The sequence below is a fragment of the Variimorphobacter sp. HTMS_6 genome (assembly GCF_059717775.1).
Map to the genome: position 1 here is coordinate 3493660 of NZ_AP046094.1, position 21396 is coordinate 3515055.

Genomic DNA, 21396 nt, shown 5'->3' on the forward strand with positions numbered 1-21396 from the left:
ACGGATTAGCACCTCTTCACTATTCCTCCTCATCAAACAGATAATTTGAATAATTCTGTTGAATGTTATCATTAAACAGAATACCACCCTGCATCCTATGTAAGACATCAGAATATGGTATTTGAATAGGATATGAATTATGAAGGTAATAGAAGTTGGATGTGATTCCCGAAAAATCAGGATTAATAAAACAATGATACAGGATGTAACCCCTCTGCTTTTTAGTTCCAAACGGATAGTTAAGGGCTCCATATATCATAATCCCTTGATTATCACCAAAGACGGTATGATACCCTACCTCCTTACATTCAAGTCTGGGAAAATTTGCTTTATAAGTAATATCCTTTTTATCATAGAATAAACCACTATTAATTAAATCTATATTCTCTATATTATCCAATTTCTTTCCTACATCAATCTGTATTCCATCCTTCCAATAAGCCTTCCCATCCCACTCAAAATACTGTATAATATACATTTCTCTATGATTGAGTTCCACATATACGGTAGTGGACTCAATATTCTCATCTCCAGGAACATCGATCGTATAGCTATTGTCTCCATAATATGTATTCACTTCTTTTGTATTAAAGGAAAGCGTGTCTTTTATTACAGTTATTTTCATTGCCTTTGTAAAGGGTTGAACATCATGATCTGAGAGACATTCTAAGACATCCTTCGGAAACCCTTTCTGTACCAAGCTCTCTCTTGTTTGACTTATATTTGGTTGGCTGTAAACCTTGCCCTCCAGTTTCATATGATTTGATAATACACCACTAACTCCAACTGCAGTAAAAGCCAGCAACATGTATAGCACCAATACTAAAATATTTGATATCTTAAACTTGGAATATGTCAACTCATAACGAATCTTATCCATCTCTTTTCCGATTTGTAACAAAGAGTATAGAATAAGGATATATAATAAAAACATTACTAAAGTTACCGGCCAGAAGTAGGACAGTGGAGTAATGGCAATTATAAATAATAAGGCCATCCATAACGAAGCCCAAAGCAAAGGATCCCTCACCGGTTTACATCCAGCTTTCATAAAAACTGTACGAATTGCACTTCGAAAGAGTAGCATTATACATATATTATAAGCGCTAAATAAAACTCCAAGAATTTTATTATCAAAGGTACCAATCAGCGGAGTTGCCTGGTAGATTAATGAGAGCAAGTGTAACACCAGATTTACATATGATAGGACCCATGCGGTTTTAAAATACTTATTCTCGGATCTGAAACTTCGAAACCCTAAGAAAAACAACACTGCTCCAATGGTTGGAAGAAGGTATTGAAAATAGTAAAAATTCAATTGTATTGTTGTAAGAATCGATCCCCATATGATAAATCCAATAGGCTTGCTCCAGGTACTTCTACGAACAATTTCATGGTCAGTCGGTATGATTTCTCTCATTTGATTAATTATATTTTGATCAAAGTCATTATCCTTATATTTTCTCAAGCAAAGTCACCCCCCAGTAGCCTTTGTAACTTCTTTCGGAGGCGGTATAACTTCCCTTCTACCGAACGCTCTGTCTTTCCTGTCTCTGCTGCAATCTGTGCTGATGACTGCAAAAAGTAGTATTTTCGGTAGAATAAATGTTGTTCACTTTTTGAAAGTGTTCCAATTACGGTTGCAAGATGAGTACGGCGCTCTTTTTGTAATAAATCCATCTCCGGTGTAGAATTTGCCGGTATCTCTTCCGACAATTCCTCACAGGAATGATTTTTTCTTTTCTTATAATTAATTGCGGTGTTACGCGCTATGGTTGTGAGCCAGGTGGAGAAACTCCCCTTCGACCATTTATAAAGATCAATTTTATTCCACACTGTCATACAGACATCACTAATACATTCCTCTGTATCACGTGAATCAATCAATATGTTACCAACTATGTACTGCAGCATCCCACCATAATGCTGGGTCAGTAACTTCATACCATCATCATTACGCCCCTTAATCATTTGGATTATTTGATCATCCACATATTCTCCCCCCTCTTATCCTTCTATCTTATAATACAACAAAATTTGTTAAAACCCACGTTTTTTGTAAAATTTACTAAATTGCCAGAGTAACTTCCATCTCACAAAAGGTAAGTGCGAACATCAATTTGCTCGCACTTACCTTTTGATATAATTCACTACAATTTTATTAATGAAAATTATTATCTTTAATAAACTTCTTGATAAAGTCCGTTCTCTTTAGTGTTTTAATCAAGATCTCCTTTCTCCTATTATAAATGGAGCATTCAAGTAGATTCTTTTGCCTCCCGGATATATCGTTAAGTGAAACTCCTTTACAAAGCGATAAGTACCTGGAGGTAATGGACCATAAAAATCGCTCCAATCTGCTATAAGCTCTATTTCATAACCTGGATTTAGATGTATTAATTCTAATGTCCAGCCAGTATATTTTTCAATATCGAACCATTTATTATCAAATAATATTTGAAGAAAATATTTCTGTCCAAAGTATACAACATCTACTCCTGCATTTTTTAGTAAAAACGTAGCTCCCGTTGGAGTTAATGTCGAATTCTTTAGCTCAAGTGTAACTCCGGCGTCAGTATTAAATACAAGTTTACTTTCCGAACCGATATTCCACGGATAAGGGGTAACGCTTTGATTTGTTAAATAATATCTCTGTTTTGGCATAAGGCACGACACCATATATCATATTTTACCATTATTGTATTCAGCCGTGCGCAATTGTGTCAATCATTTATTGATGTTCTGTGCCCCTACCGCAATTGTCAAAAATGCACATGGTAAAACTTGTAATTCTTATCGGTATATGCCATACTTATATTTATTAATTAATCCCGATAAAATCCGTAGGAGGGTATAGTCTATGAAAAAGTACATCCTTATCTTTATTTTATTATCTTTGGCATTATGTAGTTGCAGCAAAAATCAGACTAATATCAAAGAAGCTAATGTTAAGGAATTAAATAATTCAGAAACCAACAAAACAGACACTAACAAAACAGACATTAACAAAACAGAAGACACAAACAAAAGCACAAATAATATAGACAAAAACAATATTGGGGATGACAAATCCGTCACAGACAAACCACAACCTGCTATCCCTTTTAAAAAAGCAAAGCGACCATCATTATCTGAAAAAGTATATAATTTTAAAATGACAGATTCTATTGCCACTAAAGACATAAGCAAAATGTCTCTCATAGGTTTTGATTCCGAATATTATTATTTCCGTGAAGCAGATAAAAATAATTATAACTATTACATATCAAGTAAAAAAGATCGTTCATTAAAAGATTTATATAAGGTTTCATTAAAAAACGATATATTCTTTGATGAAATATATGATGGAAAACTTTTTATCTGTTTCGGTTATTGGGAGAATAGAACATGTCATTTTCAAATATTATCCGTTAATAGCAAAGGAGAAAATCGCCTTATATATAAAGGCGATTCAGAAGGCTATCCAGCCATATCTATTGCAAGTAATCACCTTATTATAGATAATGTTCCCCATATAAAAAACAATCAATCTAGCAGTGTAATAGCTACAATAAATATTGATGATAATAGTTATAAAGAAATTGCATCAACACCATTCATTTTTAAAGATCCTAATTACAACGGAACAATTTTAATATATTCCGGTGGTTGGGGTGACGGATTCTGCTACGAACAAGTTGAAATGGCGAATGAATCGATCAATGAAGATAGGTCCGGGATTTGCACCATTCGTTATTATTCTTTTAAAAAAGGTACAACAGAAAAATTAATGGATTTTCCCTATAAGCTTAGTTACCTTCGAGGTGATAATGAATGTTTTGTAACTTCTGACCGTCTTTTATATTCATATGAGAATTCAGGAAGTATTAACATAAAAGAGAATGGTACTTATAATAGTTATGATATTCCGGGTGTTGTAGCCGGAGAAGATATTATAGCTAGTTATAAACTGACTGATAAGGATATCTTAGTGTTTAACCTCGAGAACTTCTGGATATATAATATTGAAAACAAAACATATTATAAAGAAAAATATAAATACCTAAATGAAGATCCTGAACATTTAGTTACTCTGGATATTAAGGCATATGATAAGCAGTATGCATATATAGAACCAAGTAAAAACAAATTAATTGTACATACATTCACGTTGAACACCGATGCAAACTAGCGTAAAGAATCAAAATTATTTGGAAGTATCCTTAAGTCACGCAACATGCGAACTGAGGTAAAGAAAATGATTTAGTATGAAGGTTTAACGACTTGAACTTCGCTCAAACAAATCGTAACTTGAGTTCCGCTTTAGCAAAAAAAGAACTGATGACTTACGTCAACAGTTCTCAATTTTTTATGCAGTCGAGGGGACTTGAACCCCTACCCAGAAACCCGGACTAGATCCTTAGTCTAGCGCGTATGCCAATTCCGCCACGACTGCTAACTTTGTCCGCCATGTGTAGCGAACAATAGTGATTATATCAGACGTAAATCATAAATGCAACACTTTTTTCAATGTTTTTTGTATAACAATTTTTACAACTTTTCCTTTCGCTTTCTGGAGCAGGAATCAAACGTATCTCTCATCGCAGGATTACTGATTAGGTTTCCAAGATAATCAAATCTGGAACCGTGGCAGGGGCAGTCCCACGTGCGTTCATTCTGGTTCCACTCTAGGCTGCAACCGAGATGAGGGCATTTAGTGGTGACAAAATGATACTTCTCCGATTCTTCCCGGTATACGCCAATTCTTTGACCATCACGGATTACAACACCCGCCTGACCTACTTCTATCTCCTTTAATTTATCGTGGGGAATTTTAAGATGCTCTTTCAAAAGACTGATTGTAATAATCGCCGCATCCTTAAGGAATGCTCTGCTCCCGGATAACATCAGCCTTCTGGGATTGAACACTTTATAAATTTCATTTTCCCTACCTGTAATCATATCACTGATGATCATTGCTGATACCATAGAATTCGTCATGCCCCATTTGTTAAAGCCGGTGGCTACATAGATATTCGGTGTACGAAGAGAATATCTGCCGATATAGGGAATTGAATCCGGCGTCATACAGTCTTGATTGGACCAGGAATATTTAACTGAGGCGTTCGGATACCACATCTTCGATGCCTCAGCTAACTTATCATACGCATCCAACGGTTTGTACTCTCCCGAACGATGTGTCCCTCCACCGATCAACATATAATCCTTATAATTGCGAAAGGAGTATCCATCCGGGTCTGCATCCAGATACATGCCGTCGAGTCTGGCATTCTTGTTTACATCATCTCCCTCAATCGCTATTACATATTGGCGTTCCTGGTGCATCTTAAAAAAGTAAAAACCCGGTACATTGATAAATGGATAATGGGTTGCAATTACAATCGTTTTTGCTTTTACGCTTCCCTGATCGGTGATAATCATTCCATCGGATTGAACCTTCGTCACGCGTGTATGCTCATAGATTAATAGATTATTTGCTACAGCATCAAGAAATTTCAGCGGATGAAACTGCGCCTGGCCATCAAACCGAATTGCTGCATTAATTGGAAATGGCAATGTCGTCTCCCTTGTAAATGTTGCAGGAAGCCCCAGCTTTTTCGCCGCCTCGACCTCCTGTTTTATACGGAGCTCATTATCAAGAGTGTAGATATAATTTGGTAATATTTCAAAGTCACAATTAATCTCCAGCTGATTAATAATCTCTTGAAATCTTTCGATCGCAAGTTGATTTGCACTTGCATATTCTAATGCCCTGTCTTCGCCCTTATACATCAAAAGTTTATGATATATCAGCCCATGTTGGGACGAAACCTTGGCTGTAGTATTCTTCGTAATTCCACTCCCAACCTCCTGACATTCCAGTAGCACTACCTTCTTTCCCTTTTCCTGAAGCATGCATGCGGTTAATACCCCCGCAAGTCCTCCACCAATCACAGCGACCTCTGCGGTGATATCATCCTGAAGCTTAGGTCTACTCATTTTCCCATCATCACTTTCATAACGATATTGATTTTGTATCCATAAGGACTCTGCCCGTTCTTTCCCCTTGCCATCAAATGTTCCGTTTTCTTTCCAAATCGTCTGCATAACTACCTCCATTATCGCTTGGTTAAACCAGGTATGATAAGGGTATATTTTCCGTTTCATACAGAATTTATGCAGCACCTGAGTGCATGGGCGTTGTATTGACACATATTATTGCGGATGTTACAATTGGGTTAAATGTGTATACTAATACAAACAGAAAAGAGGTTAGATATGAACTGGAAAAAGTTAGAAGGACAAAAAGACGTATTTATTGTATCTGCTGCGCTGGTTGCTGTATTTTTATTAACTGAATTATTAAGCATTGCAGTATTCGGCAATTCAAATGACATTAAATATGTGCTAAGAATTATTGCTAGAGGTTCTCTAGGTGTTCTTGGTTTTTATCATGGTTTCCTGATGTTATTTACAAAGAAAATTTATTATTTAACCAAATCAAATACGAAAGGCCAGAACAGATTCGCTGGAATTGTTCTAATACTATTGGGAATTGGTATGATCGCAACTGCTCTTGCCGGATATGGCATGAATGGTGATCCTAGATTTATTTGGTGGAAATAGAAGTTAAATAGAGGCAAAAAAAAACTCCCCGAGTAGGACTCGAACCTACAACCCCACGGTTAACAGCCGTGTGCTCTACCATTGAGCTATCGAGGAATACAGTAATAATTTTAGTACGTTGACTTCCTTATGTCAAGCGTTTTAATGGTAGAATAAGCCAATTTTTGCTTGCACTATTTTATTATTTCAGAGAGACAACTCGATATCTCATATGCACCAAATTTATATTGAAATAAAAAATGCAGTATGTTATAATCAAATTCGTTCCTGTTAAGGAACGAATTAAGCAGTTGTGGCGGAATTGGCATACGCGCTAGATTCAGGTTCTAGTTCACGCAAGTGAGTGAGGGTTCAAGTCCCTTCAACTGCATTGAAAGCCTTGTAAACTCTATGTTTGCAAGGCTTTTTCGTGTAATAAAACTTATAAAGCGCATTATATTGTTGCAATAACAATTAATCTAAAACATTTAAATATCCATAACTTTATGTTAAAATATTTAGTAGCATACTAATCGAAATACAATTTTATTATTTTCGAGGAGATTATATGAAAACAGAGAAAAATTACTTGGATAAAGAGGCTTTGATGTATGAGAATAGAAATAGTTCCTTTTTAGAAAATATAAAAAGATTAAATACAAATGTTATGGAAAAATATTTAGTTGAGAAAAAGAATGGATTTTGCTTAGAATTAGGATGTGGCGAAGGTGATAGTACAAAGTTTTTAACAAACTATTTTGAACAAATAGAGATATGTGAAGGTAGTAGCCGTTTCATAGAAAAGGCAAAAAATAATTTATGTGAATATAATAATATCATTTTTACCCAATCTTTCTTTGAGGACATTTCAGAAACAGAAAAATATGATATGATAGTTGCTAATTATATTTTTGAACATATAGAAAACGTACAAAGGGTATTAGAAATCTGTTACAATGCTTTGAAAGAAACCGGTTTACTCTTTATTACTGTTCCAAATGCAATGGCATTAAGTCGATTGATGGCTATTGATATGGGATTATTAGAAAATGAGTATGCCCTAACTGAAAATGATATTAAACATGGTCACCGAAGAGTATTTGATATGGAATTATTACTTCAAGAAATAAAAAAAACCAACTTTAAACTTGTTGAAAAGGGTGGTTTATATGTAAAACAATTCGCCGATTTTCAGCTAAAAAAGATGCTGGAAATGGATATCATCGGAAACGAGCACTTTGATGGCATGCAATCCCTTGCAAAGAGATTTCCAGAAATATCAGGTTCAATTTATGTGTGTGTACGAAAATAACATTGATATAAATATTCATATCTTTCTAAATAGTAGCTATCACAAGCCTATGCAATTGAGTGATGGTAGAAAGCGTAATCACCTTGAATTTACAGTGGATAAAATGTTTACAACCAATATACGTTTAATTAAAGGAGTGCATTAAAATTTTAAACAAAATCAAATGCAAGTTTAAAAACGACAGAAGCTTTACAATGTTTATTATGGTAGGAATCTTTGCTGGAATTGCCGGAGGAATTTATAATACGGTATTTAATAATTTCCTTAGTGCTACATATCATCTTACAGAATCTCAACGTGGTTTTTTGGAACTTCCAAGAGAATTTCCTGGAGTGTGCATCGCTATCGTTCTAGGACTATTGGCTTTTTTAGGTGATACTCGTTTGTCTGCAATAGGAATGTTTTTAGCAAGCATTGGTCTTGTGGGAATGGGTTATTTATCGCCTACATATGTGACTCTAATACTTTTTCTTATGGTTTATAGTCTTGGAACACATATGTATATGCCGTTATCTTCAAGTATCGGAATGAGTCTTTCAGACTCCAAATCTTTAGGAAGACGCCTGGGACTTTACAGTGCATATGGATTGTTTGCTACACTTTTCGGATATGCTTTTGTTTGGGTGGGTTTTAAATTTTGCCATTTAAGCTATAAAGGGGCTTTTGTTTCCGCAGCTTTCTTTTATTTAATCGCTTCCTTTTTTGCTCATCAAATAAAATCCAACAACAAAAAACCTAGTGGTACGCGCTTTGTATTTAAGAAGAAATATTCACTTTATTATGTGCTTTGCCTTTTATATGGTGCTAGGAAGCAAGTCTTTTTAACCTTTGCCCCTTGGGTTTTAATTTCTATTTTCCATTTGGATGCACCTACATTTGCTATTCTTGGGGTAATTGTTTCGGTATTAAGTATTGGAACTAGAACTATTGTAGGAAACGCCATAGACAAACTAGGCGAGAGATTTGTTCTCTGCTCTGAAGCAATTTTATTAATTATTATTTGTTGCGGTTACGCATTTTCACAAAAAATGTTCTCCACATCCGTGGCTGTGGTTATTATGTGCGCTTGTTATATCATTGATAATTCTCTGAGCGTAGTAGAAATGGCACGCTCTACTTATGTTAAAAAAATATGCGATACTCCTGATGATGTTACCCCAACCCTTTCAACCGGAACAAGTCTTGATCATATTTTCGCTATGACAATTCCTACTCTTGGTGGACTTTTATGGAAAGTTACAGGTACATATCAATCCGTATTTATAGCCGCAGCAATAATCGCAATGATTAATTTAGGGTTGTCGCTAAATATTAGATTACCTAAACATAAGGTACAGATATAGAGGCACTGAACAAAAATAGAGGTTCATAACGTAAGTTATGAGCCTCTATTTTTTAATAAATCGGGATCTTTATCCCCAAAATTTCATTCATATTTGCGATCAGTTTATCTATCTTTTTTATACTATGAAAGACTTTTTATTTACTTATCAATTCAACTATCAGACGTTGATTTCTTCCCGTATTCATATAACCGCTTTAATCTTAGATCATCCGACTCGCTCTCATTGCCTGATCTTCTGAATCCAAGATACGATCCAAACCCTAGCATATATACCGCTGCTGCCATAGACAAATCCGGGGTTTCACCCTCGAATAGATCGGATATCCTGCCGAGCTCTTGAATCACTGTATCATTCGGTACGGACACGAATTCGGAGGTGTCCACTACCTTCTGTATCACCTCGGGCAGTACCATGCACATCTGATAGAACGCATTCTCCTCCCCTGTGACCATCGCATAGAATTGATCCATACTGACACGTCGAATTAGCCTATGCTGAACCTTTTTACCATCCACCGTAGCGGCCCATTTGATGTTCTGGGAACGTTTCGCGATTGCTTCAACCAATAAGCAGGCACAGTCATCGTCATCAAGAATTTGACTCTGCATCTTGATGTAGGTCTTGCCGGAAGAAGCAGAGTTCATCGTATTATGCTTGTTCTTCATCTCTACATAAAGCGTGTGAACCACATCTCCGTCCGGGGTAGTGATTCCGTTCGGGTTACGATAGATTACATCCCATCCGGTGTCTGGCACTTCGCATCCTTCTATGAAGTTGAATATCTTCTGATGGAAATAACCGATATCATTATTATTGGATTTATCCCTCTGACGAAAGATTTCATTTTTCACAATCTCATCCCAAGAGGATTTATATACCGTTTTATCAAAGATCAGCTTAATCGGATCGATGAGATTACCGTTAAAGCGCTTAATATCATAGGATTCCAGCTTCTCACCGTATTTTAAGATGGTGGCCTGAACGTGGCTGATGAATTCTTCTTCTGTAATAAAGTTCAAATTCCAACTCATTGCTTCGCCCCCTGTTCTAATGCGTTACGAATCTCTGCTCCGATTTCATAAGCTAAGTTGACCGGAACTGCATTTCCCACCTGCTTATATTGGGATGAGACATTCCCACAGAATTCCCAATCATCAGGAAAGCTCTGACAGCGCGCATTCTCTCTTACCGTGAATGGACGTGCTTCCAATGGATGGCAGCGCTCTGTCTGCTTCTGCGAGGGAGAGGTAAGTACTGCCAGTGATGGCTCGTCCATACTCATACGTCGTAGTATTCCGGTTCTTCCACCTTCCATATCCCAACAGCTCTTCATAAATTCCTTTGCAATCTCGGGATCAATATCCCTCCAGTATCCACCCGGTGGCACCAGTTCAAATATCTTTTTCTTTGATTCGCCGTACTTCACCGCGGCGCTCTCCGGAACATCGAGTAATACATCTCGAAGCACAGGCTTATAATCATGTACCTTCGGAAAATGAAATTCTATATCACTAAGTAGATCATTACGAATTCCTATCGTGATCAGTCGCTCTCTCTTTTGCGCCACACCATAATCCCAGGCATTCAATACCTGTTTGTGTATGGTATATCCGGCATTTGCAAAGATTGTTAACATAGTCTTATAGGTCTTGCCATGATCATGGGTCAACAGTCCCTTTACGTTCTCAAACAAAAACATCTTTGGTTGAAGCTTCTCCAAGAAAATCGCATAATGGTAAAACAGCGTTCCCCTTGCATCCTCCAAACCAAGTCTTTTTCCCGCATAGGAGAAGGCCTGACAGGGCGCTCCGCCGGAGAGCAGATCCAGTTCCCCCTTCTTGATTGAGAAATACTCCTCCAAATCTAGCCCTGATATATTCGCAATATCATCATGGATTACATTCCATGACGGTCTATTCTTCTTCAATGAATCGGAAGCATCTTTATCAAATTCTATTAATCCAAGCGTACGAAAGCCCGCCTTCTCAATTCCCAGTGCCAATCCACCTGCGCCTGCAAACAGTTCAATCGTTGTTAACATCTTCTACCTCTTTATCTTTATTCTGTTCGTACTACAAAGTATGATACACCCTCCTACGGTCAGGGCTTGTCCACAATCTCCATAATATCTTCCACTTTGCAGTTCAGCGCTTGGCATATCTTGCACAATACCTCCGTGGACACATTCTCATTCCTGCCCATCTTAGCAACTGCATTCGTTGTGATCTTTGCTGCTTCTCTTAAATCCTTCTTCTGCATGCTTCGATCAATTAACATCTTCCATAATTTATTATAGTTTACTTTCATTTTTCAACCTCTATACCACTATTGTTTCTATTGGTAACACTCTTCTAATTATACCACATTTTATACCTTAATTCAAATTTATTTTGATAATTTCAAAATGAATTTGAGATTATAAATTTTCAATTGAGTCAATCGAGTTTGTTTATCAAACCAGACATTTCATCACTTACAACATCCTTAGTGTTCCTCTATATCTTTGACTACTTAGCGGATTCGAGACTAACATTTGTAAGAAAGCGATCTTCGGGTACACATAAAAAAGGTTAATCCCTACTGATTGTTTTTCCAACCGTGGCATTAACCTTTTTATATTGATATTTAATTTTATGTACCCATAGAGATTTTCAAATAGGATCTAGTTCTTACCACAGCATTTTTTATATTTCTTTCCGCTTCCACAAGGGCAGGGATCATTCGGGTAAATCTTCGGATTTACTTGACGATTTACCGGGAAGGGAATTACGTTTGAATTCTCATCCATACCCGCTCCCATTACTCCCATATTTCTTAATACCTTTAGCGTCTCTTCCGAGATACTCTCATTTTGCGGAAACAGCTTTCTCATCTCATTCGGAGTATATCCTCGATTTTCCGGAATTCTGGTGTTATTATTCATCTCCATTAAATATGACATGAACTCACTAAATTGATTGTCATTTATAAATTCCAAGCCCATCCTTGCACAATCATTCACGATTTCTCCGGGTTTATTCCCATTTCGAATTAAAAGCTGAATTTCAGCTGCATAATCATATGCGTCATCCTCATCACGACGCATTTTTCGGATGATAAAGTTAAGCATGTTTTTGAAGGACTTATTTTCATCAACATAGATGTCATCCTCATAACTTAATAGCTCATCCTTATCCGGAACATAATACGGTTTTCCCTTTTGTGAACTTAACAGGGAACGATAATCCTCCGTTATGTCGAGTACATTATCTCCATATGAGTCACACATCAGATAACCCTTTTGAAAAAAATACATCTCACACCCTCTGTTTTGATAACGTAGGGTACACCAGTTGATAACTTCTTCTTTCTCCACACCCAACTCTGTCTGCGCATTCACAATCTCCACGAACTTATCTAGTTCGATAATCGAATATAAATTAACACATGCAAGAGCATATCGATTAATCCATTCTGTACGTTCTCTTGCCTTTTTAAGCTTTTTTGACATAAGAATCACTTTGAAGGTATTCTCAATCTCAACAGGGGTGTGAACTCTGCCTTCCACTGTTACAAATACGACGCAAAGCCTCGCCCAGTACTGGTATAAGAATGATTCCGAGTTGATAAAAACTTCTTCCTTTGTCACTTTTATCAAGTTCTGTATATCCTCTTCGGATGCTGTAAGGCATGCACTCTCTAACCTATCATAATCTGCAATTTCCTCCGACAACAGATCAACCAATTCTGCCTTTTTCAGCTTACTGTAGCCCTTTATCCTCAAAGTCTTTGCCATCTCTTTTAAATCTTCAACGACATGGGCATTCAATATTGTATCTAAATTTATCTTTATCATAATTTAAAACTCCATTAATTTTCTGTACTATATCCGATCTATCAGCTTATCTTACGACACGTCCCTGACCGCCTCCATTAACAAGTGCCTCCACTTCCCCGATACTTGTAAAGTTTAAATCTCCAGGGATGGTATGTTTAATCGCCGCGGAAGCAATACCAAATTCCAGTGCATCACCCATTGATTTTCCAACCAGATGACCGTGTAGGAATCCTGCTGCAAATGCATCTCCTCCACCAACCCGGTCTACAATGTCCAGATGATATTCTTTTCCCTTATAGAGTGAATTACCATCTGAAACAGCAGCGGACCATTCATTATAGGAAGCACTGATATTCTTTCTCAATGTAGTAATGAGATAGATCAATCCATATTTCTTTACGACCTTGGCCATGTTTTCATCCTTCACACACACGCTGTAATCACTAGTTTGATAATCCGTCTCACCGTCACTGTAACCCAGACATTTTGCCGCATCCAATGCATTTCCAAAACAGATGTCCACATATTCCATCATCGTACTCATAAGCTCTTGCTTTCTAGTTATATGATCCGTCCAGAGCTTCGCCCTATAGTTTAAGTCAAATGACACACACACGCCGTGTCTTTTCGCAGCCTTCATCGCCTCGAGGGTTACCAATGCCGCCTTCTCACTAATCACAGCTGTTATTCCTGAGACATGGAATAAATCCACCTGCTCAAAGATTTCATCAAAATCGAACTCCTCCACCTCTACCTCTGTAATAGAAGAATCCTCTCTGTCATACACGACACTGGAGGGACGAATGGAAGCGCCGTTCTCTAGATAATAGATTCCTAACCGCTTGCCACCGCGTACAATATGACTACAGTCCACTCCTAACTTCTGCAGGGTTTGAACCGCGCTATCCCCAATTGGGTTTGCCGGTATTTTACTCAGATAAGTTACTTGATGCCCGAATTGCGCCAGTGAGAAAGCCACATTGGCCTCCGCACCTCCATAATTGATATCAAAGTTTACTGCTTGCCCGAAACGTTGATGCCCCGGTGGGGACAACCGAAGCATGATTTCACCTAATGTCACTACTCTCGCCATGACTCTCTCCTTATCGAAATTGTTTTACAATTGACACCGCTTCCTCTGTCAAACGTTTTATCGTATCAAAATCCTGCTTTTCAACCAAATCCTCTTTTACCATCCAACTTCCTCCGCATGCAAGGATTTTTGAAAATGCGAGATATTCTTTTACATTATCTACATTGATGCCGCCTGTCGGCATAAACAACATGTTTGTGTAGGGTGCCGACATCGCTTTGATCATCGCAAGTCCACCTGCTGCCTCAGCCGGAAAGAACTTTATCGCCTTAAGTCCATGCTCTATTGCCTGCTCCACTTCACTCGGAGTAATGCAACCTGGAAGTATGGGTATCTCATTTTTAATACAATACTCCACCACCTTAGGATTAAATCCGGGGCTTACAATAAATTTTGCTCCTGCAGCAACCGCCTCATCCACTTGTTTGATATTTAGAACCGTTCCTGCACCCACCAGCATATCCGGGTATTCCTGTGTCATAAGAGCAATTGATTTCGCGGCTGCCTTAGTACGAAACGTAACTTCCGCACAGGGGAGCCCTCCTTCAATCAGAGCCTTCGCCAGTGGTAAAGAGTTTTTTACATCTTCCAATACAACCACCGGAATAATACCCATTTGCTTTATCCTATTTAGCATCGGATTCATTTATATCCCTCCAATTCTTCCATTCACTTATACAGAGTCACCATAATTTTAACATCATTGTAACATAAAGATTCCGTTTTTTCTTATATTTATTTAAAAAATTACTTAGGAGTTAAAAAACCTCCGGAATCACTTAAATTAAATTTTGGCATTCGTGCCAAACTTACATATTTGATTTGTGAATAAATTACCTTCCATGATAACCATACTATTAACAACACTGTACACTAGCAAGAAAAGGAGAAAATCTTTATGAGTAAGGTATTATATGTAAAAGCAGATGCAAAACCAGCGGAAGAATCAAGAACGTTTAAGATTTCTGATCGCTTCATTGAAGAATACAAAAAGCTTCACCAATCTGATGAGATAATAACGTTGGACTTATATAAGGAAAGAATCGAACCTTTACCATACGGCAAAGTCAACGAACTTCATACACCCGAGAACGGAACAGGACATGATCATCCCATCCTAAAATATGCTTATCAATTCCTTGAAGCCGACAAATTCGTCATCGCTGCACCCTTCTGGAACCTTAGCATCCCTGCTATTTTAAAAGCATACATCGACTATATTGCCGTAACTGGAATTACTTTTAAATATACCGCAAACGGCCCAGTCGGACTATGTACCGGTAAGAAAGTCGTTCATATCACTTCAAGAGGTGGTGTTTATTCCACTGAACCGATGTCTTCCTATGAGATGGGTGATCGATATTTAAGAACCATATTAGGTTTTTTAGGCCTCACTGATTTTACCACTATCGCTGCAGATGGACTAGATGTGGTCGGTAATGACGTCAATTCTATTATCAATGATACTATTTCCTCTGCGAAAGAGATTGTAAAAGGTTTTTAGCATTACACACACTTGTTGGGATTTCCAAAACATAGATTTTTAGGATTATTTTATTCTATAAAATCTATGTTTTTTAAACTATTCATTATATTTAGTACAGAATATAACAATATTATATACTAACTTCACGATATCTGATATAATTAGCAACAACTTAATTTTTAGCTTTTCCGATAGGAGCGTTTTACATGAGTATCTATTCAACTCACAAAAAGCATATAGTGATATTAATATTTACCATAATCGCATGCATTGCTTTTTATCAACTAAATAATGGTTATAGTCCCCTTTTCTTTATTCCAACTATACTGGCGAGTGTATGGTTTAGGAAGCAAGGCTATTATTTAGCTGGTTTTCTAGGCTTGATACATATCTGTCTTGAATATTATAAAAATGAGCATTTCATATTCAATTCCTTTCTTACCGCTACTTTATTGATCATCTCCTCCCTGTTGACTTCATTTCTGATTCAACAAAAAGAGCGTCAATTACACAACGTATGCCATGAATGTATAGATAGCATTCGTAAAGAAGGAGCCGCGCTTGAGGCGTTGGAGAGTAAACTTTCACACACCGAAACCCTCCTAACCCAGATGCAGAAGCTCACTCATACCGGTCTATGGGAGATTGATCTTCATACAGGTTATATATGGGCTTCCGATAATGCATATTCCATATATGGACTGCCTTCTGATCGAAACTATACCTGGGCACAGGTCAATGAAATTCTCGTAAAGGAAGACAAGTATCTTAACGTCGCCAGAATGCATGCGTTAATGGAACGAAATGAACCATATGATATAATCTTTCGCATTAACCGTAAAGAGGATGGCAAATTGCGCTATATTCACGCAGTGGCTTCTGTGCTACGTGATGATATGGGACATGCATATAAAATTCTGGGAGAAATTCAGGATATCACCGATAAGCAGATTCTTGAAGAGGAATATTCTACTATCGTACAAAATACAATGGCAGGCTTCTGGCTTTGTGACATGCAAGGTAATATTCTTAAGATAAATGATGCTTTCTGTGATATGTTAGGTTATTCCACAAAAGAGCTGATTAATTTACCGCTATCTGCTCTTCTCTTACATCGTACCCAAGATGATGTGTTAGAGAGATTTAGCCAGATTGAGAAGGAAGGTTCTCTTAGCTTCCAAACACGTCACAAACATAAGAATGGTTCTGTCTTAGATATTGAAATTAGCGCTACCTATATGCCGATGAGCGGTCTTATATGTGCCTTTACCCGTGATGTCACAGAGAAATACAAAGCAGAGAAAGCACTAAAGAGCAGTGAAGAGCAATTTCGATTATTGGTATCTCAGATGCAGCTTGGACTGGCTGTTCATGAGATAATCTGTGATAAGGATGGTAATCCCATTGATTTCCGTTACTTAAGTGTGAATAAAAGCTACGAGGAGTTGACCGGGCTAAAAGCGAGCGATATTGTCGGAAAGAGAGCCCTAGAGGTTCTGCCGAATACGGAAAGCTACTGGATCAACATATACGGACAGGTAGCATTAACCGGTGAACCCCAGCAATATGAAAGCTATTCCGAAGAGGTGGATAAATATTTCTCCATATCTGCATATTCTCCAAAAAAAGATCAATTTGCAGTAATTATGAATGATATATCCGAGAAGAGGAAAGCGGATGAGAAAATTCTTTCCCTTAGCTATCATGATCAGCTAACCGGCCTGTATAATCGAAGATATTACGAGGAAGAGATCCAAAACCTTAATAAAGATAATGATTGTCTGCCTCTATCCATCATTATGGCTGATGTAAATGGACTTAAGCTAACCAATGATGTATTCGGTCATGAGGCGGGTGATGTACTGTTAACTACCGTTTCCTCAATCTTAAAAAGAGAATGTCGGGACAGCGATATCATCGCTAGAATCGGTGGTGATGAATTTGTTATCTTATTACCCCGTTCCAGTTCAGCAGATACTAAAAAGGTTGTAGAACGTATCTCGAATGCAGTGTCAAATGAAGGTGTTAAAAATGTTGTATTGTCCATCTCTATTGGACATGCCACAAAATATAACTCCTTTACGAACATCAGTGAAATCTTTAAAGACGCGGAAGATATCATGTACCGTAATAAATTGATTGAAAGCGCTCAGATGAAGCGAAGTACCATTCAGCACATTATGAATACACTCTACCAGAAGAACAAAAGAGAAATGCACCATTTTCAGGTAGTAAGTAATATATGTGGAGTATTTGCTGAAGTAATCAATCTCGATCCAGAGAGAACCAAAAAACTTAAAACCGCTGGGCTAATGCATGATATCGGAAAAATCGCACTGAATATGGATACGTTAGAATCTTTAGGGAAACTGGAGTTTCAGAACTGGGTAGAGGTGAAGCGGCATGCCGAAACCGGATACCGAATACTAAGCTCCAATGATGAGTATTCAGACATCGCAAGATATGTATTGGAGCATCACGAACGCTGGGACGGAAAGGGATATCCCAAGGGACTTAAGGGAGAAGAAATCACCTTACAGGCTAGAATCATAACCATTGCCGATGCCTTCGACGCCATGACCTCCTCTAGAACCTATGCCAAAACCATCTCCGTGGAGGAAGCCATTCAGGAAATCAAAGACAATGCAGGTACGCAGTTTGACCCCAATTTATCCCGTATTTTTATTGAACAGGTGCTACCATTAATATCAAAGAATAAATAAAATGCTGTTACAGAATAAATAATTTATAGGAATAATGTTATATTGCCATAATGCACTGTTTGGAAGTCCTTCCAACCTGTGTGTGAGGTAAATAAAATTGTTCCTATATAAAATTATTAATTTTGTAACAGCATTTTTTTAAACTCGGGTTTCATTATTGCGGTTTTTTCTTTGCTTATTGTGAGCTTTATTGGAATACATAACACGGTCTGCCGTATCCATAACCTCTTTTATATCCTCATCAGATCGTATATGCGCACTATACGCTCCCATACTAAGCTGAATTTGATAGTTTTTACCTGAGTTTCGATTATAATTATCGATATATCGATTCACTCCATTCATAATTTTAGAGGATTGCTGATTATGATCATCATTGATTCCGACCACAATGAATTCATCACCACCGACACGGGCACAGATATCATGACCCCTACATGCACTTTGGATCGCCACCGCCACCACCATAATGACATTATCCCCCTCCTGATGTCCGTAATGATCATTGATCCATTTCATATTATCCAAATCCGCCATAATAACAAGCAGTTTTTTATCTTGATTTCTAATAATACGAATTAATTCAGACAAATTCTGATTCAATCCCCTTCGATTATAGATACCGGTTAATACATCACGAAATGAAGTCCTATAAAGTTGTCGATGTACGCGGTTAAACTCTAGCACATTCATTAAATTCCTACTCCAGTTACGGTATGTTATATCGAACACTCTGACTTTATCACCATAGGATAGCACTTCATACCCGAAGGTATTCTCATTAAAATGTAGGGGAGTAAAATAATATGCTTTCGGCTTACTCCTCTCCTTCCACAAATCCGGTATCATTGTCTTCGCATCAAAGGAATGGTTTGATCTGCTATACTCATTATTCTGTTTGCTCATAACCATTCTCATCTTCTTGGTGTATCCGGTTACAATCTTTGTGTCAATTTCATCGCTGTAATGATCATTACTTCCATCCCAATTCTCACAAAGACACAGATAATAGTCACTGTAATCTTTAATCAGATATAGATAATAACATAGCTTCTTGATACATTCATCAAAATCTGTGATTGCTGTCATTGACTCCATCATGTAGCTGTCAAGAAAGAGTCGATTATCATCAATTTTTCTTTTTACTCGCAGTATGCTGCTTCGCTTCATAAATTCAAGATCATGGCACCCACAGCTATGACCGATATCCAGCCTCCCAACATTCGCATTCTTACTATGAAGATGCTGCCCGGTCATCAATTCGGTTAAAGCACATACCGCATCCGCTCCTGTGTGATTGATGGGTGTAGAATATGTGGTTATCACCGTGCTTCCAATGGCTGCCTCATCCGTAGCATCAAATCCTGTTACTGCAATATCTTCCGGAACAGATATGCCATTTTTAGTTAGTTCATTGACCAATCCAATCGCCATATAATCGCTGACACATACTACAGCCTCCGGTTTGATTATCTCTCCCTTTAAAATCTTACGTGCAAACCTTTTACCACCGGAATATTGAACGTCTCCCTCATAGCAAATCATACCTTCATCAAATAGGAGATTATGTTTTTGTATGGAGTTACGAAATCCCTCCACCCGTCTAATCGTAGCCGGTAGCGCGGGATCTCCTGCAAGACAGATGATATTCTGATATCCATGTACTTCTATCAAATGATCTGTCAACTGCTCCATACCTTTTCGCTCTTCCACATAAATGGATGGATAGCGGTTTGACTCTTTATCAATATAGATAACCGGACATTTGCATCTTGAAACAAGCATCTCCTCAATTTCTTCAGATAGATGCTCCAATTCGAATGTTCTTCCTGCAATAATGATACCATCAAAATAATCGAAATTTATTAAATTATAAATGTTCTTCTCACCCATTTTATATTCCGGCATCCCGGTGTTACTAATAAAGGTTGAAAAAACAGCAACGTCATAATCCAACGAATAGCACTCCGCTATAATCCCTTTCAGAAGCTTATGCTGATATAGCTCTTCTGATTCGGATATTAAGATTCCAATCAGTTTTCTTTGTTTCAAAATGGTCTATCACCTCTTTGTAACATTTCTCCATGTTTTCTAAATATATACAGTTCTTATTATACTACAGCAAACTAGTATTTTATAGTACTGATTCTTTATATTTCATCATTATTTGTCGTACAAATCCGCACAACGTAGCATTTTTCCGACCTTTATTTTGGAATTCTAATCACTCCAGACATTCTTCCATACGACGTTTGTCCATTATCTTAAAGCTATTCCCATAGAAGTCCAGCAACCCTTCCTCCTTCATTCTGGCCAACTCCCTGCACATGGAGGTACGGGATACATTTAGATAATCAGCCAAATCCGTTCTGTTCAGGTTAATTTGAAACATCACGCTGTTTCGCTCCGCTGACACGCTGAGCAAATAGCTCACTAGTTTTTCCCTCATTCCCTTTAATGTCAACAGCTCCAGTTTGCGATTCAAAATAACGTTCTTCTCTCCAAGTATAACCATCATATTCTGAATCAAACTGAGATGGAAATTACAGGTGTTTCCGCAGGATTTTATCATTCTCTCATAGGGAATGAACATCACATCCGCTTCTTCTTTAACTCTTACAGTGACCGGGGAGATTCTCTTTGCAGTACACACAATTCCTTCTCCAAACATATCCGCAGGTCCGACAATAGCTAAGATATGTTTGTTCCCCGCCAAATTCTCCTTCATGATCTCGAGTGCTCCCGTGAACACGATACCGATGTGATTAACCTGATCACCGGATAAGAAGATATATTCCTCCTCATTGTAATGCTTCACCTGTGCGCCCAGACAATTCATAAGACTTCCAAACTCTACGTCTCCAATATTACGAAACAGCGGACATTTATTTAACACTGGATAATATCTCTCCATACAAACTCCTTTCTTATAAGCCGATTACAGATAATTGTGAAATGTCCAACCTACTTCAATTTATGCACACAAAGACAGTTCACGAAGGCTTAAACAGTTCCCAGAAATAATTATTCATAA

The 21396-nt window shown here is 37.6% G+C and carries 18 protein-coding genes and 3 tRNA genes; 7 read left to right on the forward strand and 14 right to left on the reverse strand.

Features of this window, described 5'->3' with window-relative positions; translation table 11 throughout:
* Nucleotides 1-19 precede the first annotated feature (19 nt).
* From AC6IWN_RS15775 to AC6IWN_RS15785, 3 genes are all read right to left on the reverse strand, one after another.
* Complete coding sequence (locus AC6IWN_RS15775; protein WP_497988603.1) at nt 20-1468, reverse strand: hypothetical protein; 1449 nt, start codon at nt 1466-1468, stop codon at nt 20-22.
* On the reverse strand, nt 1465-1992 hold the full coding sequence (locus tag AC6IWN_RS15780) for an RNA polymerase sigma factor (protein WP_497988605.1): 528 nt from the start codon (nt 1990-1992) through the stop codon (nt 1465-1467). The genes AC6IWN_RS15775 and AC6IWN_RS15780 overlap by 4 nt, the downstream gene beginning before the upstream one ends.
* A 231-nt stretch (nt 1993-2223) precedes the next feature.
* On the reverse strand, nt 2224-2664 hold the full coding sequence (locus AC6IWN_RS15785) for an immunoglobulin-like domain-containing protein (protein WP_497988606.1): 441 nt from the start codon (nt 2662-2664) through the stop codon (nt 2224-2226).
* A 196-nt stretch (nt 2665-2860) separates the two neighbouring features.
* On the opposite strand from AC6IWN_RS15785, the gene AC6IWN_RS15790 reads away from it, so the two are divergent.
* The gene (locus tag AC6IWN_RS15790; protein ID WP_497988608.1) at nt 2861-4171 is read left to right on the forward strand and encodes a hypothetical protein; all 1311 of its coding nucleotides are present in this window, start codon (nt 2861-2863) and stop codon (nt 4169-4171) included.
* 180 nt (nt 4172-4351) lie between these two features.
* Here AC6IWN_RS15790 and AC6IWN_RS15795 read toward each other — a convergent pair.
* Both AC6IWN_RS15795 and AC6IWN_RS15800 read right to left on the reverse strand, forming a co-directional pair.
* Nucleotides 4352-4435: transfer RNA gene (locus AC6IWN_RS15795), tRNA-Leu, on the reverse strand.
* Between the two features lie 95 nt (nt 4436-4530).
* Nucleotides 4531-6087 carry an FAD-dependent oxidoreductase gene (locus tag AC6IWN_RS15800; protein WP_497988610.1) on the reverse strand — a complete coding sequence of 519 codons (1557 nt, stop codon included), beginning with the start codon at nt 6085-6087 and terminating at the stop codon, nt 4531-4533.
* 171 nt (nt 6088-6258) lie between these two features.
* Between AC6IWN_RS15800 and AC6IWN_RS15805 the strand changes: the two genes are divergently transcribed.
* Nucleotides 6259-6606: a hypothetical protein gene (locus tag AC6IWN_RS15805; RefSeq protein WP_497988612.1), complete on the forward strand. Its 348-nt coding sequence runs from the start codon at nt 6259-6261 to the stop codon at nt 6604-6606.
* 24 nt (nt 6607-6630) lie between these two features.
* On the opposite strand, the gene AC6IWN_RS15810 is transcribed toward AC6IWN_RS15805, so the two are convergent.
* Nucleotides 6631-6702 (reverse strand) — tRNA-Asn (locus tag AC6IWN_RS15810).
* Nucleotides 6703-6892: 190 nt separating this feature from the next.
* On the opposite strand from AC6IWN_RS15810, the gene AC6IWN_RS15815 reads away from it, so the two are divergent.
* The 3 genes from AC6IWN_RS15815 (at nt 6893) to AC6IWN_RS15825 (ending at nt 9240) form a co-directional block, all read left to right on the forward strand.
* Nucleotides 6893-6976 (forward strand) — tRNA-Leu (locus tag AC6IWN_RS15815).
* 177 nt (nt 6977-7153) lie between these two features.
* Complete coding sequence (locus AC6IWN_RS15820) at nt 7154-7897, forward strand: class I SAM-dependent methyltransferase (RefSeq protein WP_497988614.1); 744 nt, start codon at nt 7154-7156, stop codon at nt 7895-7897.
* 194 nt (nt 7898-8091) lie between these two features.
* Nucleotides 8092-9240 (forward strand): MFS transporter, encoded by a 1149-nt coding sequence (locus tag AC6IWN_RS15825; protein ID WP_497988616.1) that lies wholly within the window; start codon nt 8092-8094, stop codon nt 9238-9240.
* A gap of 152 nt (nt 9241-9392) precedes the next feature.
* On the opposite strand, the gene AC6IWN_RS15830 is transcribed toward AC6IWN_RS15825, so the two are convergent.
* The 6 genes from AC6IWN_RS15830 to AC6IWN_RS15855 form a co-directional block, all read right to left on the reverse strand.
* The gene (locus AC6IWN_RS15830) at nt 9393-10274 is read right to left on the reverse strand and encodes an Eco47II family restriction endonuclease (RefSeq protein ID WP_497988618.1); all 882 of its coding nucleotides are present in this window, start codon (nt 10272-10274) and stop codon (nt 9393-9395) included.
* Entirely contained in the window at nt 10271-11284 is a 1014-nt protein-coding gene (locus AC6IWN_RS15835) for a DNA cytosine methyltransferase (RefSeq protein ID WP_497988620.1), read from the reverse strand. The genes AC6IWN_RS15830 and AC6IWN_RS15835 overlap by 4 nt, the downstream gene beginning before the upstream one ends.
* A 59-nt stretch (nt 11285-11343) precedes the next feature.
* Nucleotides 11344-11550: a helix-turn-helix domain-containing protein gene (locus AC6IWN_RS15840; protein ID WP_497988622.1), complete on the reverse strand. Its 207-nt coding sequence runs from the start codon at nt 11548-11550 to the stop codon at nt 11344-11346.
* 355 nt (nt 11551-11905) lie between these two features.
* Nucleotides 11906-13078 carry a Rho termination factor N-terminal domain-containing protein gene (locus AC6IWN_RS15845; protein WP_497988624.1) on the reverse strand — a complete coding sequence of 391 codons (1173 nt, stop codon included), beginning with the start codon at nt 13076-13078 and terminating at the stop codon, nt 11906-11908.
* Nucleotides 13079-13124: 46 nt separating this feature from the next.
* Complete coding sequence (locus tag AC6IWN_RS15850) at nt 13125-14153, reverse strand: PfkB family carbohydrate kinase (RefSeq protein WP_497988626.1); 1029 nt, start codon at nt 14151-14153, stop codon at nt 13125-13127.
* A gap of 10 nt (nt 14154-14163) precedes the next feature.
* A complete protein-coding gene (locus tag AC6IWN_RS15855) occupies nt 14164-14799 on the reverse strand; it encodes a bifunctional 4-hydroxy-2-oxoglutarate aldolase/2-dehydro-3-deoxy-phosphogluconate aldolase (protein WP_497988627.1) in 636 nt (211 codons plus the stop codon).
* A 252-nt stretch (nt 14800-15051) separates the two neighbouring features.
* Between AC6IWN_RS15855 and AC6IWN_RS15860 the strand changes: the two genes are divergently transcribed.
* Nucleotides 15052-15657 carry an FMN-dependent NADH-azoreductase gene (locus AC6IWN_RS15860; protein WP_497988629.1) on the forward strand — a complete coding sequence of 202 codons (606 nt, stop codon included), beginning with the start codon at nt 15052-15054 and terminating at the stop codon, nt 15655-15657.
* Nucleotides 15658-15845: 188 nt separating this feature from the next.
* On the forward strand, nt 15846-18362 hold the full coding sequence (locus tag AC6IWN_RS15865; RefSeq protein WP_497988631.1) for an HD domain-containing phosphohydrolase: 2517 nt from the start codon (nt 15846-15848) through the stop codon (nt 18360-18362).
* Between the two features lie 138 nt (nt 18363-18500).
* Here the strand turns inward: AC6IWN_RS15865 and AC6IWN_RS15870 are convergent, their stop codons facing one another.
* On the reverse strand, nt 18501-20414 hold the full coding sequence (locus AC6IWN_RS15870; protein WP_497988633.1) for a substrate-binding and GGDEF domain-containing protein: 1914 nt from the start codon (nt 20412-20414) through the stop codon (nt 18501-18503).
* Nucleotides 20415-20586: 172 nt separating this feature from the next.
* Nucleotides 20587-21276: a Crp/Fnr family transcriptional regulator gene (locus AC6IWN_RS15875; protein WP_497988635.1), complete on the reverse strand. Its 690-nt coding sequence runs from the start codon at nt 21274-21276 to the stop codon at nt 20587-20589.
* Nucleotides 21277-21396 lie beyond the last annotated feature (120 nt).

Excerpts from the sequence above, each read along its gene's own strand:
- AC6IWN_RS15845 (WP_497988624.1), bottom strand. The coding sequence starts at position 13,078 with ATGATAAAGATAAATTTAGATACAATATTGAATGCCCATGTCGTTGAA.
- AC6IWN_RS15855 (WP_497988627.1), bottom strand. The coding sequence starts at position 14,799 with ATGAATCCGATGCTAAATAGGATAAAGCAAATGGGTATTATTCCGGTG.
- AC6IWN_RS15830 (WP_497988618.1), bottom strand. The coding sequence starts at position 10,274 with ATGAGTTGGAATTTGAACTTTATTACAGAAGAAGAATTCATCAGCCAC.
- AC6IWN_RS15850 (WP_497988626.1), bottom strand. The coding sequence starts at position 14,153 with ATGGCGAGAGTAGTGACATTAGGTGAAATCATGCTTCGGTTGTCCCCA.
- AC6IWN_RS15875 (WP_497988635.1), bottom strand. The coding sequence starts at position 21,276 with ATGGAGAGATATTATCCAGTGTTAAATAAATGTCCGCTGTTTCGTAAT.
- AC6IWN_RS15820 (WP_497988614.1), top strand. The coding sequence starts at position 7,154 with ATGAAAACAGAGAAAAATTACTTGGATAAAGAGGCTTTGATGTATGAG.
- AC6IWN_RS15840 (WP_497988622.1), bottom strand. The coding sequence starts at position 11,550 with ATGAAAGTAAACTATAATAAATTATGGAAGATGTTAATTGATCGAAGC.
- AC6IWN_RS15865 (WP_497988631.1), top strand. The coding sequence starts at position 15,846 with ATGAGTATCTATTCAACTCACAAAAAGCATATAGTGATATTAATATTT.
- AC6IWN_RS15835 (WP_497988620.1), bottom strand. The coding sequence starts at position 11,284 with ATGTTAACAACGATTGAACTGTTTGCAGGCGCAGGTGGATTGGCACTG.
- AC6IWN_RS15790 (WP_497988608.1), top strand. The coding sequence starts at position 2,861 with ATGAAAAAGTACATCCTTATCTTTATTTTATTATCTTTGGCATTATGT.
- AC6IWN_RS15825 (WP_497988616.1), top strand. The coding sequence starts at position 8,092 with ATGTTTATTATGGTAGGAATCTTTGCTGGAATTGCCGGAGGAATTTAT.
- AC6IWN_RS15860 (WP_497988629.1), top strand. The coding sequence starts at position 15,052 with ATGAGTAAGGTATTATATGTAAAAGCAGATGCAAAACCAGCGGAAGAA.
- AC6IWN_RS15785 (WP_497988606.1), bottom strand. The coding sequence starts at position 2,664 with ATGCCAAAACAGAGATATTATTTAACAAATCAAAGCGTTACCCCTTAT.
- AC6IWN_RS15800 (WP_497988610.1), bottom strand. The coding sequence starts at position 6,087 with ATGCAGACGATTTGGAAAGAAAACGGAACATTTGATGGCAAGGGGAAA.
- AC6IWN_RS15805 (WP_497988612.1), top strand. The coding sequence starts at position 6,259 with ATGAACTGGAAAAAGTTAGAAGGACAAAAAGACGTATTTATTGTATCT.